Raw genomic sequence first — 12,155 nt, 5'->3', positions numbered from 1 at the left:
TTGACCGCATTTACCGGCGTAGATAGTCAAAATCTGCTAGATGTTATGGTAAGTGTTCAATTTATTCTTGCAATTGGCGGTTTTTATTTTTTTAAAAGGAGCAGACACATGTCAGAAGCAGAAATTTTCGCAACTGTAAAGAAGATCGCCATTGAAGAACTGGACGTTGAAGAAGACCAAGTGACCATGGAAGCCAACATCAAGGATGACTTGGAAGCGGACAGCCTGGACTTGTTTGAAATCGTCAACGAACTGGAAGACGAATATGACATCGAACTGGACGCTGATGAAAACACCAAGACGGTTGCCGACGTGGTAGCTTTGGTGCAAAAGCAGCTAGCTGAAAAGGACTAACAGGACCTGACCATGAAATTCGGAATTCTCTTTGCCGGCCAGGGGGCCCAGCAGGCCGGGATGGGCCTGGATTTTCTAAGTGACCCCTTGTTTAAGGAAACAATTGACCAGGCCAGCCAGGCATGCGGCTTAGACTTGCCGGAAATCTGGAAAAACGATCGCAGCCAGCTGGATGAAACCAGGTATGTGCAGCCGGCTTTGGTGGCCTTTGAATACGGGATCTGGCAAATGCTGGTCCGGGACACTGACCTGCCAGTATGTGGTCTGGCCGGCCTCTCCTTAGGCGAATACGGGGCCCTTTTAGCCAGCGGCTGTTTAACCTGGCCAGCTGGCCTGGCCCTGGTCGTCGACCGGGGTGAATACATGCAGCTTGATTCAGAAAAGACGGCCAGCGGGATGCTGGCCCTGACCAAGCCGGATCTTCCGGGCCTGGAAGACTTTTTGCGAGCAAAGCAGGCAGCTGGCCAAGCAGTCTACCTGGCCAACTACAATTCACCTAAGCAGGTTGTTCTTGCCGGAGAAAAGCAGCTTTTGCCAGAACTGGGCCAAGAAATTGCTGACCGCAAGCTGGCCAAAAGAGCAATTCCCTTGGATGTTGCCGGAGCTTTCCACACTCCTCTTTACCAGGCAGCCAGCCGGAAAATGGGCCAGCGGCTGAAGGGTGAAGTTTTCAATGCGGGAACTTACCCAGTCATCAGCAATAGCACTTGCCAGCCTTTTGCCAAAGAAGATCTGGCCAAAATCCTGGAAGTTCAGCTGATGGTGCCAACTCACTTTGACGCTTGCGTCAAAGGCCTGCTGGACTTAGGCATGACGGCCAGCCTGGAAATCGGCCCAGGCCACGCCCTGTCAGCTTTTGCCAAGCAGGCGGACAAGAGCCTAAAGACCTGGCAGGTCGGGAGTCTGGTTGAATACCAGCAGTTTGTAGAAGAGGAGCAGAATGGATTTACAAAATAAGCGGGTCCTGGTGACCGGGTCAACGCAAGGAATCGGAGCAGCAACTGCCTTGGCTTTTGCGCAAAAGGGCTGCCAGGTGCTCTTAAATGGCCGGCGGCCGGAATTGCCGGAAGAAATCGCTGACCAGCTGGAAAAAATCGGGGCAGACTACCAGTATTTTTCCGCTGACGTCAGCGACGAAGGCGCGGTCAAGCAGCTTTTTAAAGAAATTGGCGAGATTGACATTCTGGTCAACAATGCCGGCATTACCAAAGACCAGATTATGATCGGGATGAAGCTGGCTGACTTTGACCAGGTGATCAAGGTCAACTTGCGGTCAAACTTTATGCTGACCCAGAAGGCCTTGAAGAAAATGCTGAAAAAGCGGTCTGGAGCCATCATCAATATGGCCAGCATCGTCGGCCAGCACGGCAACGTCGGCCAGGCAAACTACGCGGCTTCAAAGGCCGGCGTAATCGCCTTGACCCAGACCGCGGCTAAGGAAGCTGCCGGACGCGGCGTCCGCGTGAACGCGATCGCGCCGGGGATGATTGCCAGCCAAATGACTGCTGTCCTGCCAGATGAGGTCAAAGAGCAGGCACTTAGCCAAATTCCTTTGGCCCGCTTTGGCAAGGCAAAAGAAGTTGCCCAGGCGGCAGTCTTTTTGGCGGAAAACGACTATGTTACCGGCCAGACCCTGGTTGTTGACGGGGGAATGACCATTTAAGGAGAAGATATGCGAGTAGTAGTTACAGGCATGGGGGCAGTCAGTCCGAATGGCAATGGCTGCCAGGTTTTTGTTGAAAATACTTTAAATGGCGTAGTCGGCATCAAGACGATCAAGAAGTTTGATGCCAGTGAGACCGGCATCAGCGTGGCCGGGGAAATCGATGATTTTGACGTCAGTCAGGTTGTCGGCAAGAAAAACGGCAAGCGGATGGATCTGTATTCCCAATACGCCATCCAGGCCTGCCAGGAAGCCTACGAGATGGCTGGCTTGACTCCGGAAACAGTGAAGGCGGAAGAGCTGGGTGTGATTTTCGGCTCCGGGATCGGGGGCTTGACCACGATTGAAGAGCAGGTCATCAAGATGCATGACAAGGGGCCAAAGCGGATTTCACCTTTCTTTATCCCGATGGCCATTGCCAACATGGCGGCGGGCAATATTTCCATACGCTTTAATGCTAAAAATATTTCTACCTCCATTGTTACCGCCTGCGCCAGCGGGACCAACTCCATCGGGGAAGCCTACCGGCAGATCAAGGAAGGCCGGGCTGAGGTCATGATTACCGGGGCCAGCGAAGCCAGCGTCAATGAAACGGCTATTTCCGGTTTCGCGGCCTTGACCGCCCTGTCAACCAGCACTGACCCCCTCAAGGCGTCTTTGCCCTTTGACCAAAACCGGCACGGCTTCGTCTTAGGCGAAGGGGCTGGGGCCTTGATCCTGGAAAGCTTGGACCATGCCCAAAAGCGGGGGGCTAAGATTCTGGCTGAAGTAGTCGGCTACGGAGCAACCAGCGATGCCTACCATATCACCAGTCCTGATCCTAAAGGTGAAGGAGCAGCCAGAGCCATGCGGCTGGCGGTTGAAGAAGCTGGCATCAGGCCGGACCAAGTCGGTTATATCAATGCCCATGGGACGGCGACTAAGGCCAATGACAGCGGGGAAGCCAAGGCAATTAAGGAAGTCTTTGGCGACCATGTCCTGGTTTCCTCAACCAAGGGGATGACCGGCCACCTCTTAGGGGCCGCCGGAGCGGTTGAAGCCGTCATTACCTGCGCCAGCCTGGAAAAAGGCATCTTGCCGGCCAATGTCGGCTGCTTTGCCCAGGATCCGGAATGCCCGGTCAAATTGGTAAAGGCTGGTAACCAGGAACAAGCCATTGACTATGCTTTGAGTAATTCCTTCGGCTTTGGCGGCCACAATGCCGTGTTAGCTTTTAGAAAGTGGGCCTGATTTTGGAAATAACAGATGTTGAAAGACTGCTGGACAAGTTTGAAAAGTCCAGCATCCGGGAAATGAAGCTGAATTTGGACGGTTCAGAGCTTTTTCTGAGCAAGAACGAATACACGCAAAAGACAGAGGCAGAAGCAGGCCCGGTTTTGCCAGCCCAAAAAGCTGAAAGTCCGCTTTTGCCAAAAGAAGCAGCTGAAACCGCGCCGGTTGTTCAAGCAGAAAAAGCTGCATCCGGTCATGCCATCAAGTCGCCCCTGGTTGGGACGATCTACCTGCAGCCGGCCGCGGACAAGCCAGCTTTTGTGAAGGCCGGCGACCAGGTCAAGGCCGGGCAGACCGTCTGCATCGTGGAAGCCATGAAGATGATGACGGAGATCAAGAGTGATGTTTCCGGCACCGTCAAGGAGGTCTGCGTGGAAAACGAAGACCTGGTTGAATGCGAGCAAACGCTCTTTTTGATTGAGGAGGCCTAGCATGACTGTATTGGATTCCAGCCAAATACAAGAAATTATCCCCCACCGCTATCCCATGCTTTTGATTGACAAGGTCATCGACCTGGTTCCCGGCGAAAGCGCCGTGGCCATCCGCAACGTGACCAATAATGAGGCGGTTTTCCAGGGACATTTCCCGGGAAATCCTGTCTTGCCCGGGGTCTTGCTCGTGGAATCCCTGGCCCAAACCGGGGCCGTGGCCCTGTTAAGCGCCGACCGCTTCAAGGGGCAGATGGCCTATTTTGGTGGTATCAAAAACGCTAAGTTCCGCCAGATGGTCAAGCCCGGCGACCAGGTCAAGTTGGAAGTGACTTTGGAAAAGGTCAAGGGCCATATCGGCCTGGGGCAGGGAATTGCCTGGGTCGACGGGAAGAAGGCCTGCACGGCAGAATTGACCTTCATGATTTCAGGTGAGAAAAATGTTTGACAAAGTTTTAGTTGCCAACCGGGGCGAAGGCGCGGTCCGGATCATCCGGACCCTTAAGGAAATGGGCATTAAGTCCGTCGCTATCTACTCAGTAGCTGACCGGGACAGCCTGCATGTCCAGCTGGCCGATGAAGCGGTCTGCGTGGGCGCTAGCCGCCCCAGAGACTCCTACTTGAACATTAAAAATATCATCTCAGCGGCCACCGGGACCGGGGCCCAGGCCATCCACCCGGGCTATGGCTTTTTGTCAGAAAGCACGGAATTTGCCAGCCTTTGCGCGGCCTGCGGTTTGACCTTTATCGGGCCAAAGGCGGAAACCATCGACCAGATGGGCAATAAGGAACACGCCCGCCAGCTGATGATCAAGCACAAGGTGCCGGTTACCCCGGGCAGCCGGGACTTTATCAAGTCACCGGAAGAAGCTAAAAGGGTTGCTGCTGAAGTCGGCTACCCGGTCTTATTGAAGGCCGCGGCCGGCGGGGGCGGGAAGGGGATCCGGCAGGTTAAAGAGCCTGGTGAAATGGCTGACGCTTTCAGCCTGGCCCAAAATGAAGCCCGGCTGGATTTTGGCAATGACCAGATGTACCTGGAAAAGGTCTTAACCAATGTCAAGCACATTGAAGTCCAGGTCATCCGGGACAGCTTTGGCAGCTGCGTCTACTTCCCGGAAAGAGACTGCAGCCTGCAGCGGCGCAAGCAAAAGGTGATCGAGGAGAGCCCTTGTGAACTGATCAGTGAAAGCGAGCGGGAAAAACTGGGCCAGATTGCTGTCCGGGCCGCCGAAGCAGCTGATTATCTGAATACGGGGACGATTGAATTTTTGATGGATCAGGACCATAATTTCTACTTTATGGAAATGAATACTCGCTTGCAGGTAGAACACACAGTAACGGAAATGGTTACCGGCGTTGACCTGGTTAAGGCTCAGATCCTGGTCGCGGCCGGGGAAAAGCTGCCTTTTAAGCAGGCAGACTTAGGCTTTAAAGGCAATGCTATCGAATGCCGGATCAACGCTGAAGATTCCAGCCGGGACTTCATGCCGTCAACCGGCCAGGTCGACTACCTCTTTTTGCCGGTCGGCAACCCGGGCATGCGGATTGATTCCGCTCTTTACCAGGGCATGGTGGTTTCGCCATTTTACGATTCCATGCTGGCTAAAATCATCGCCTTGGGCAGCAGTCGACAAGAAGCAGTTGCCCGGATGCAGCGGCTTTTAAAGGAGCTGGTGATCCGGGGGGTCAAGAACAACCAGGACTTTCACCTGGCCATTCTGGCTGATTCGGAATTTAAGAAAGGGACTTTCACCAATACTTATTTAGAGAGGGAATTTTTGCCCCGCTGGAAGGAGCAGGTAGACAAGCATGAGGCTGTTTGAAAAAAGAAACACGATCTCTGAGCGGCATGTCAAGGCTAATAAAAGGGCGGAAGACCTGGTGCCGAGCGGTTTGATGCAGCGGTGCCCGAATTGCGGGCTGGAATTTTTCTCCAGCCGCCTGGACAAGTACAAGACCTGCCCGGACTGCGATTACGGCTTCCGCTTGACCGCCAAGGAACGCCTGGCCTGGCTCTGCGAGGAAAGCGAGGAGTGGTTTAAGGATATTCAGCCCAGTGACCCCCTCCATTTTCCCAATTATGAGGCGAAAGTTGCCGCTGGAAAGAAAAAGACTGGCTTAAATGAAGCGGTTTGGACCGGCCTGGCCAAAATTGGCGGGCAGGAGACAGCCCTAGCTATCATGGATCCCTTTTTTATCATGGGTTCTTTAGGCCAGATGACCGGGGAAAAGCTGACCCGGCTCATTGAGGCAGCTACTGAAAAACGGCTGCCGATCGTGGTCTTTACAGCCAGCGGCGGGGCCCGGATGCAGGAAGGGATCTACTCTTTGATGCAGATGGCTAAAGTGGTCAACGCGGTTAACCGGCATAAGGCAGCCGGTCTCTTATACCTGGTTGTTTTGACCGACCCGACTACCGGCGGGGTGACGGCCAGCTTTGCCAGTGAAGGTGACATTACTCTGGCTGAAGCTCACGCCATGGTGGCCTTTGCCGGCCGCCGGGTGATTGAGCAGACCATCCATGAGCAGCTGCCAAAAGATGCCCAGCGGGCAGAAACGGTCTTAAAGCACGGCTTTATCGACCGGATCGTTTTGCGGCAGGAGGAAAAAGGGACCCTGGCCTGGCTGTTAAAGTACGGAGGGATGCAGGATGACTGATGCTATGGAAACGGTCCGGGCCGCCCGGGCCAGTGATAAATTGTCGGCTCACTATCTGCGGGCGCACTTGTTCAGCGACTTTGTGGAGCTGCATGGGGACCGGCAGGGGGCAGATGACCCGGCCATCGTTGGGGGGATCGGCCTGTTTGCCGGTCAGCCAGTGACCGTGATCACCACCAGCCGGGGACATAAGCTGGAAGAGCGCCTGGCCAAGCACTTTGGCCAGCCGGAACCAGCCGGCTACCGGAAGGCGGCTCGCTTGGTCAAAGACGCGGCCCGCTTTAAGCGGCCGGTTCTCCTTTTTATCGATACGGCCGGGGCCTTTCCCGGTAAAGAGGCCGAATATGCCGGTCAGGGGCAGGCGATTGCCCAGTGCTTGACGGATATTGGCCAGGCCCAAACGCCAATTATCAGCGTGATTTTCGGTGAAGGCGGCTCTGGCGGGGCCCTGGCTTTGGCTTGCGGGGATGAGCTTTGGATGATGGAAAATTCCATGTATTCAGTCCTGTCTCCGGAAGGTTTTGCCTCCATCCTGTGGAAGGACGCCAGCCGGGCGGCTGAAGCAGCAGAGCTTTTGGGCTTGACGCCGGAATCCCTGCTCAAGGGGCAGGTGATCGAAGGCGTGATCAAGCAAGAAGGCAGCAAGTCTGCCCAGTGCCGGGAAATTGCCCGGGTCTTGGAAGAAGAATTAGCAAAATTGCAAAAGCTGCCGGTCAGCAGTCTGCTTAACCGGCGCTATGAACGTTTCAGAAAGTTTTAGGTGAAGAAGATGGCAGGAATTTTAGCTGGAAAAAAGTTTTTGGTAATGGGTGTGGCCAACAAGCGGTCCATTGCCTGGGGCTGCGCCGAGCAAATCAAGGCCCAGGGCGGGGAAGTGGTCTACAGTTGCCAAAATGACCGCTTGGAAAAGAGCCTGCTCAAGCTGGGCCTGGCGGAAGAAGAAATGGTTGAATGTGATGTGGCCAGCGATGAGAGCATTGACGCGGCTTTTGACCAAGTGAAGGAAAAGTTCGGCCAGATCGACGGCCTGGTTCACGCGGTAGCTTTTGCCCCGAAAAATGAACTGGAAGGGTCCATCCTCAATTCCAGCCGGGAAGGCTACTTGACTGCCCAAAATATTTCCAGCTACTCCTTGATCGCCGTGGCTAAGGCTGCCCAGGAAAAGGAACTTTTGGCCCCTAAGGCCTCAATCGTTACCTTGACCTTCATCGGGTCGGAAAGAGCCATCACCAATTACAACACGATGGGGATTGCCAAGGCGGCTTTGGAAAGTTCTGTCCGCTACCTGGCCCGGGACTTGGGCAAGACTGGCAGCCGGGTCAACGCGATTTCTGCCGGGGCCATGAAAACTTTGGCCGTAACGGGGATTGGCGGACACAAGGATCTCTTGGAGCAGTCCCGGTCCTTGACGGTTGATGGGGTCAATGTCAGCCTGGAAGAACTGGGTAACTGCTGCGCCTTCCTGCTCAGTGACCTGTCAACCGGCTTGACTGGCGACATCATCTACGTTGACAAGGGCGTTCACCTCTCCTAGGAGGCCGCGATGGAGACTTACTGCTACCTGGTCCTGCCTTCAACGCAAGATCTGGCTAAAAAGCTGCTGGAAAAGAGAAAGCCGCCTTTTGCCGTTAGTGCTTTAGAGCAGACGCAGGGCTACGGCAAGCAGGGGCGGGCCTTTTATTCACCGAAAAATGGCCTTTACTTGTCAGTTTGCCTGGAAAAGCAAGAGAATCCCTTGCTGACCTTGGCGGTTGGGACAGCGGTAGCTGACTTCCTGCGGGCCAGGTACGGCTTAGAGATTGGCCTCAAGTGGGCCAATGATCTTTTTTATCAAGGGAAAAAAGTTGCCGGCATCTTGACTGAGCAGGTGGCAGGCGGGATAGTAGTTGGCCTGGGCCTCAACTTAGGCGCGGAACTTCCGGCCAGCCTGCCCCAAGCTACCCGCTTGCTGGAAGCGGGGGATTTTGATCCGCTTTTGGCAGATGATTTGGCCTGTGTGATCTGCCGGGCTGCCAGCTGGCAGGATTGCCTGCCCCGCTACCGGGAATTGAGCATCTTGACTGGCAGGAGGGTTACTTTGAAAATTGCTGGGCGGACCATCTCCGGCACTTGCGCCGGCTTTGATGACCAGGGCCGGCTTTTGCTGGAAAAAGGCGGGAAGATCAGTGCCTGGTCCAGCGGTGAAGTAATTAAGACAAGTTTTTTGTAAAAATCCCTTCCCTTTTCCGAAAACTTTTGCTATTATAAGTATTGTCATCGGGAAGCCCACTTGGCGGAATTGGCAGACGCGCAGCGTTCAGGTCGCTGTTCTGGCAACAGAGTGAAGGTTCGACTCCTTTAGTGGGCATGACGCGAGCAAGCAGAAATGCTTGCTTTTTTGTTCTATTTTTTATTTTCTATCTCCAGCTTATTTTTCAGGTCAAAAAAAGAGCTCCCGGAATCCGGGAGCTCTTTTGCTTTAGTTAAAGTTCTGGGCTTTTTTGGCGACCAGCTTGTTCTTCTGGAAGGTAACGTAGAAGTTGGCCTGACCGTCGCTCTGCAGGCCGCTGGTGTAGAGCCAGAGGACCACGTCAGAATTGGAATAGTCAGATTCTGAGTAGCCGTTGGGCTTGCCGACAATGGCTTCGACTTCCTCTTGGGTCATCCCCTTTTTGAGGGACTTGTAGTCTTTGGGTGTAATTTGCTTGGACCGGTTGACGACCAGTCCGGAAATCTGCTTGGCGATAGCCACCCCGTTGGCGAATTCAACGGCCAGGTTGGCGCCGGCACTGCCGTTTTGGACCCCTTCCCAAGTGTAGATGGTGGCTTTGAGCTTGCTGGTTTTGGCCTTGCTCTTGGCGTCAGCTTCCCGGCCCAGGAGGTCAGTTACCTGGCTGGGAGTAGATCCGGTCTTTTCAACGACCTTGATCTTCTTGTAATTAGTGAGATTGATCTTGTTGCTGGTCTGCTTGACGACATTGGAGCTGGAAATTGAGCTCGCGGCCTTCTTGGCGCTTTCGCTGTCAGTCGTGTCCTTTTTGCTGGAGCAGGCAGTCAGAGCCAGGGCCGCAAAAGCAATCAAGAGAACTTTCTTTTTCATAACATCCTCCATTTTTTCGTTCTAGAATTTTCATACCTTTTATTTTAGGCATTAAGAGCGGTCTTGTCCACGCCGGCAAGTAATTCTTAAAAGACCTTTTTGATAACTCGAAGGAAATAAATACCTGACCAGCCAAAAGGGGGCTAAGCAAAGGTCAGTGGCTTTAATCTTCGCTGGTTTAACCGACAGCCAGGAAAGCAATGAAAAGATCCTGGGCTACCTCAAAAAAGCTGGCCTTTCTGCATCTTTCGCCCTGCCAGCCGCCCGGGCCCGGGAAAACGACGTGCTGATCAAAGACCTGGTGAAAAGCCGCCAGCAGCTGATCGGAAGCGGCATCTTGGTAACAGAAGGGAGCTGGCTTGACGGCAATTGCCCCTAAAAAGGCCCTGATCAAGGCCAAAAGCTCTGCCAGCGGCAGATCAAGGAGCAAGCAGCCAGCGGGGTGGCCCTGGAGAGTGCTTTTGGCGGCTTTGTCCAAAGCCAGCGCAATATCGCTGACGACGTTTATGATGGAGCCTTCAAAGGCCTTGTCATCACCAGCCCGGACGGGGAAAGAGTCTACTATGACAATCGCCTGCCCGGCTGGGAACTGGTCTCATACCACTGGAAGCATTTTTGGAACAAGGTCATTGACTGGTTCATTAATAATCTGTAACAAGCTCAATCCCGCATGACTGCTGGGTTTGAGCTTTTTTCTTTGGTACTTTGTTTTGCTTATATTCCTACTGATAATATTTTCGACTTAGAAAATATTTGATTTATATCAAAAAAGCGCTTACATAGTCCGGAGAAAAGCATATAATAATTTACAGGAATTAGGTGCTTTCATGCAAAAGAATAAGAAGTAACATAATGTATGATGTACATCGGTTTCGGGATCTTGCTGGCCTTCACGGTTGGAGGACAATTAGGAACTAACCCGGCCGCCAACTTGATCAAGGGGCTGATCTTCGGGGTTGCCTTGAGCCTGGTGGTCATTCCCGGAGCTGAACTTTTTACTGGCAACCTGGTTAACCAGGACTCTGGAAGCTTGGACAGCCTTGCCGTATTCATCGATGAACGGATCGTTTTGGGAGCCGATTTGGATGGCGGCATTGTGGCCAGCACCTTGGTAGTCAAGCAGGGCTTTGACGATTCTGATCCCGTCTTCCCGGTCCTTGGCCTTGTAAACTTACAGAAGCGGGGAGAGTTTTTTCGGATGACAGATTTTCGCCAATATTCTTTGGATCCAGTTCAAAGAGGAGGACATCCTTGCCTTCAGGCAGGGTAACGCCGGCGTGTTCACAAATCCAGCGGGCGCTCATCCCGGCTACTGGCCCATTGACCCCATGCTTGTCATTGAAGACGAAGTCGGCCAGCTTTTGGTAGTCTTTCTTTGGAACCAGGTAGGCACCCTTGTCCTGCATCATTTGCAGCCACTTGTCGTAGATCGGTGCTTCAACTACGGCTGAATTTTCAGTCGCGCAAACCATGCTATTGTCAAAGCGCTTGGACAATAGGATGTCTTCAACAGCCCGGTCCAAAAAAGCGGTGTGATCGATATAAACAGCACCGTTGCCGGCCCCGACCTCCATTGACGGGTTGCCAGACTGCAGCGCGGCGTGCACCATGCCGGGACCACCAGTTGTCAAAATAGAAGCGATCTTTGGGTTGCGGATCAAGGCGGTAGTGTTTTCCAGGCTGGCCTTGTCGATCCATTGAATGATGTTCTTTGGGGCACCGGCCTTTAAAGCAGCGTCATACAAGATCTGGGCAGCATGGATTGAACACTTCTGGGCCTTCGGGTGGAAGGAGAATATGCTGGCGTTTCTGGTCTTCAAAGCTACCAGGATCTTGAACATGGTCGTTGAGGTCGGGTTGGTGGTTGGCACGATCCCGGCTAAAACGCCAAGAGGAGCAGCAGCTTTGATATAGCCTTCAACCTGGTTTCTTTCGATAATGCCAACAGTCTTTTCGTGCTTAATTGAGTTGTAGACATTTTCGGTAGCGAAGCGGTTCTTGGTGTCCTTGTCTTCTACCGCGCCGCGGCCAGTTTCGTCTACTGCCTCATGAGCAAGCGCGAGGGAGGCCTCACTGCCGGCCAAAGCCATGGCAGCGACAATCTTGTCAACTTGTTCCTGGCTGTAGGTCGCGTAGGCTTCTTCAGCGACCAAGGCTTTGTTAACTAATTCACCTGTATAGCGCTTGGCTTCTTCCATCTTTTCATCAGCTGACAATTCCTTGGCAGCCGTAACAGTGGTCTGTGTTTTCTTTACATCAACCATTTTTTCTCAGGTCTAAGTATTTATTGTGAACCTTTTCACCTAACATGGTAGTCCCTTTGTTTTCTTTGTCAAGCCGAAAAAGGCCATAAGTTTCAATGAATCTGAAGCATGTAAATGCTTACAATCGTGCTGGAGTAGAATGATGAAAGCGCAGAAAGAAGCAAAAATAGTGAATGATTTCACTTCTTACAAGCTGGGCTAGACCAGGGAAAGGGGAGTGGCGAAAAACAGAGCAGGGATGAATTGTAAAAAGCTAGCAAATGAAAGCTAAGAAAAATTAGAAGAAAATTGAAAATAAAGATTGACGAAAACGAAAAATGGAGGTAAAGTAGTAAATGTCTTCAAACAAGACACAAAGCGCTTTCTTAACGAAAGACAAGCGAAGACAAAAATAAATATCAAAAAACTTGTTGACAAGAATCAAGCAAGCGAGTAAG

General features: G+C 52.7%; 14 protein-coding genes, 1 tRNA gene and 2 pseudogenes. 15 read left to right on the top strand and 2 right to left on the bottom strand.

From position 1 onward, the window contains the following. The first annotated feature begins 108 nt into the window (after nucleotides 1-108). The 12 genes from FD23_RS06600 (at nucleotide 109) to FD23_RS06545 (ending at nucleotide 8,722) form a co-directional block, all read left to right on the top strand. Nucleotides 109-354, top strand: a complete 246-nt coding sequence (locus tag FD23_RS06600) for an acyl carrier protein (RefSeq protein ID WP_025895646.1) — start codon at nucleotides 109-111, stop codon at nucleotides 352-354. A gap of 12 nt (nucleotides 355-366) precedes the next feature. Next, complete coding sequence (locus FD23_RS06595) at nucleotides 367-1,311, top strand: ACP S-malonyltransferase (protein ID WP_025895645.1); 945 nt, start codon at nucleotides 367-369, stop codon at nucleotides 1,309-1,311. Further along, on the top strand, nucleotides 1,295-2,017 hold the full coding sequence (locus FD23_RS06590) for a 3-oxoacyl-ACP reductase family protein (protein WP_025895644.1): 723 nt from the start codon (nucleotides 1,295-1,297) through the stop codon (nucleotides 2,015-2,017). Before FD23_RS06595 ends, FD23_RS06590 begins: the two co-directional genes overlap by 17 nt. A 9-nt stretch (nucleotides 2,018-2,026) precedes the next feature. Then, complete coding sequence (gene fabF / locus FD23_RS06585; RefSeq protein WP_052933639.1) at nucleotides 2,027-3,247, top strand: beta-ketoacyl-ACP synthase II; 1,221 nt, start codon at nucleotides 2,027-2,029, stop codon at nucleotides 3,245-3,247. A 2-nt stretch (nucleotides 3,248-3,249) separates the two neighbouring features. Next, a complete protein-coding gene (gene accB / locus FD23_RS06580; protein WP_025895643.1) occupies nucleotides 3,250-3,720 on the top strand; it encodes an acetyl-CoA carboxylase biotin carboxyl carrier protein in 471 nt (156 codons plus the stop codon). 1 nt (nucleotide 3,721) lies between these two features. Beyond that, a complete protein-coding gene (gene fabZ, locus FD23_RS06575) occupies nucleotides 3,722-4,165 on the top strand; it encodes a 3-hydroxyacyl-ACP dehydratase FabZ (protein WP_013439440.1) in 444 nt (147 codons plus the stop codon). Then, nucleotides 4,158-5,540, top strand: coding sequence for an acetyl-CoA carboxylase biotin carboxylase subunit (gene accC / locus FD23_RS06570; protein ID WP_025895642.1), 1,383 nt, complete (start codon nucleotides 4,158-4,160; stop codon nucleotides 5,538-5,540). Before fabZ ends, accC begins: the two co-directional genes overlap by 8 nt. Beyond that, nucleotides 5,527-6,375 (top strand): acetyl-CoA carboxylase carboxyltransferase subunit beta, encoded by an 849-nt coding sequence (locus tag FD23_RS06565; RefSeq protein ID WP_025895641.1) that lies wholly within the window; start codon nucleotides 5,527-5,529, stop codon nucleotides 6,373-6,375. Before accC ends, FD23_RS06565 begins: the two co-directional genes overlap by 14 nt. After that, nucleotides 6,368-7,135: an acetyl-CoA carboxylase carboxyltransferase subunit alpha gene (gene accA, locus FD23_RS06560; RefSeq protein ID WP_013439442.1), complete on the top strand. Its 768-nt coding sequence runs from the start codon at nucleotides 6,368-6,370 to the stop codon at nucleotides 7,133-7,135. Before FD23_RS06565 ends, accA begins: the two co-directional genes overlap by 8 nt. Before the next feature lie 9 nt (nucleotides 7,136-7,144). Then, complete coding sequence (fabI, locus tag FD23_RS06555; protein WP_052933642.1) at nucleotides 7,145-7,909, top strand: enoyl-ACP reductase FabI; 765 nt, start codon at nucleotides 7,145-7,147, stop codon at nucleotides 7,907-7,909. A gap of 9 nt (nucleotides 7,910-7,918) precedes the next feature. After that, the gene (locus tag FD23_RS06550; protein WP_052933640.1) at nucleotides 7,919-8,584 is read left to right on the top strand and encodes a biotin--[acetyl-CoA-carboxylase] ligase; all 666 of its coding nucleotides are present in this window, start codon (nucleotides 7,919-7,921) and stop codon (nucleotides 8,582-8,584) included. Between the two features lie 54 nt (nucleotides 8,585-8,638). Beyond that, nucleotides 8,639-8,722: transfer RNA gene (locus tag FD23_RS06545), tRNA-Leu, on the top strand. 111 nt (nucleotides 8,723-8,833) lie between these two features. Here FD23_RS06545 and FD23_RS06540 read toward each other — a convergent pair. Further along, nucleotides 8,834-9,454, bottom strand: a complete 621-nt coding sequence (locus FD23_RS06540; RefSeq protein ID WP_052933641.1) for a DUF3862 domain-containing protein — start codon at nucleotides 9,452-9,454, stop codon at nucleotides 8,834-8,836. Between the two features lie 157 nt (nucleotides 9,455-9,611). On the opposite strand from FD23_RS06540, the gene FD23_RS06535 reads away from it, so the two are divergent. The 3 genes and pseudogenes from FD23_RS06535 to FD23_RS10975 all read left to right on the top strand — a co-directional run. Further along, the gene (locus FD23_RS06535) at nucleotides 9,612-9,833 is read left to right on the top strand and encodes a hypothetical protein (RefSeq protein WP_025896412.1); all 222 of its coding nucleotides are present in this window, start codon (nucleotides 9,612-9,614) and stop codon (nucleotides 9,831-9,833) included. Nucleotides 9,834-9,896: 63 nt separating this feature from the next. Then, the gene (locus FD23_RS06530) at nucleotides 9,897-10,109 is read left to right on the top strand and encodes a hypothetical protein (RefSeq protein ID WP_025896410.1); all 213 of its coding nucleotides are present in this window, start codon (nucleotides 9,897-9,899) and stop codon (nucleotides 10,107-10,109) included. Between the two features lie 204 nt (nucleotides 10,110-10,313). Further along, nucleotides 10,314-10,464 (top strand): annotated as a pseudogene (locus FD23_RS10975) (formate/nitrite transporter family protein); the annotation flags it as partial. Here FD23_RS10975 and FD23_RS06525 read toward each other — a convergent pair. Next, nucleotides 10,461-11,718, bottom strand: a pseudogene (locus FD23_RS06525) (aldehyde dehydrogenase family protein); the annotation flags it as partial. The pseudogenes FD23_RS10975 and FD23_RS06525 sit on opposite strands and share 4 nt — an antisense overlap. Between the last annotated feature and the right edge of the window lie 437 nt (nucleotides 11,719-12,155).

This window comes from Lactobacillus delbrueckii subsp. delbrueckii DSM 20074 = JCM 1012, assembly GCF_001433875.1.
GTDB classification, from domain to species: Bacteria; Bacillota; Bacilli; order Lactobacillales; family Lactobacillaceae; genus Lactobacillus; species Lactobacillus delbrueckii.
This window is presented reverse-complemented; position numbering and strand designations above follow the sequence as displayed.

Coding starts and splice junctions, on each gene's coding strand:
- FD23_RS06600 (WP_025895646.1), top strand. CDS start 109: ATGTCAGAAGCAGAAATTTTCGCAACTGTAAAGAAGATCGCCATTGAA.
- FD23_RS06595 (WP_025895645.1), top strand. CDS start 367: ATGAAATTCGGAATTCTCTTTGCCGGCCAGGGGGCCCAGCAGGCCGGG.
- FD23_RS06590 (WP_025895644.1), top strand. CDS start 1,295: ATGGATTTACAAAATAAGCGGGTCCTGGTGACCGGGTCAACGCAAGGA.
- fabF (WP_052933639.1), top strand. CDS start 2,027: ATGCGAGTAGTAGTTACAGGCATGGGGGCAGTCAGTCCGAATGGCAAT.
- fabZ (WP_013439440.1), top strand. CDS start 3,722: ATGACTGTATTGGATTCCAGCCAAATACAAGAAATTATCCCCCACCGC.
- accC (WP_025895642.1), top strand. CDS start 4,158: ATGTTTGACAAAGTTTTAGTTGCCAACCGGGGCGAAGGCGCGGTCCGG.
- FD23_RS06565 (WP_025895641.1), top strand. CDS start 5,527: ATGAGGCTGTTTGAAAAAAGAAACACGATCTCTGAGCGGCATGTCAAG.
- accA (WP_013439442.1), top strand. CDS start 6,368: ATGACTGATGCTATGGAAACGGTCCGGGCCGCCCGGGCCAGTGATAAA.
- fabI (WP_052933642.1), top strand. CDS start 7,145: ATGGCAGGAATTTTAGCTGGAAAAAAGTTTTTGGTAATGGGTGTGGCC.
- FD23_RS06550 (WP_052933640.1), top strand. CDS start 7,919: ATGGAGACTTACTGCTACCTGGTCCTGCCTTCAACGCAAGATCTGGCT.
- FD23_RS06540 (WP_052933641.1), bottom strand. CDS start 9,454: ATGAAAAAGAAAGTTCTCTTGATTGCTTTTGCGGCCCTGGCTCTGACT.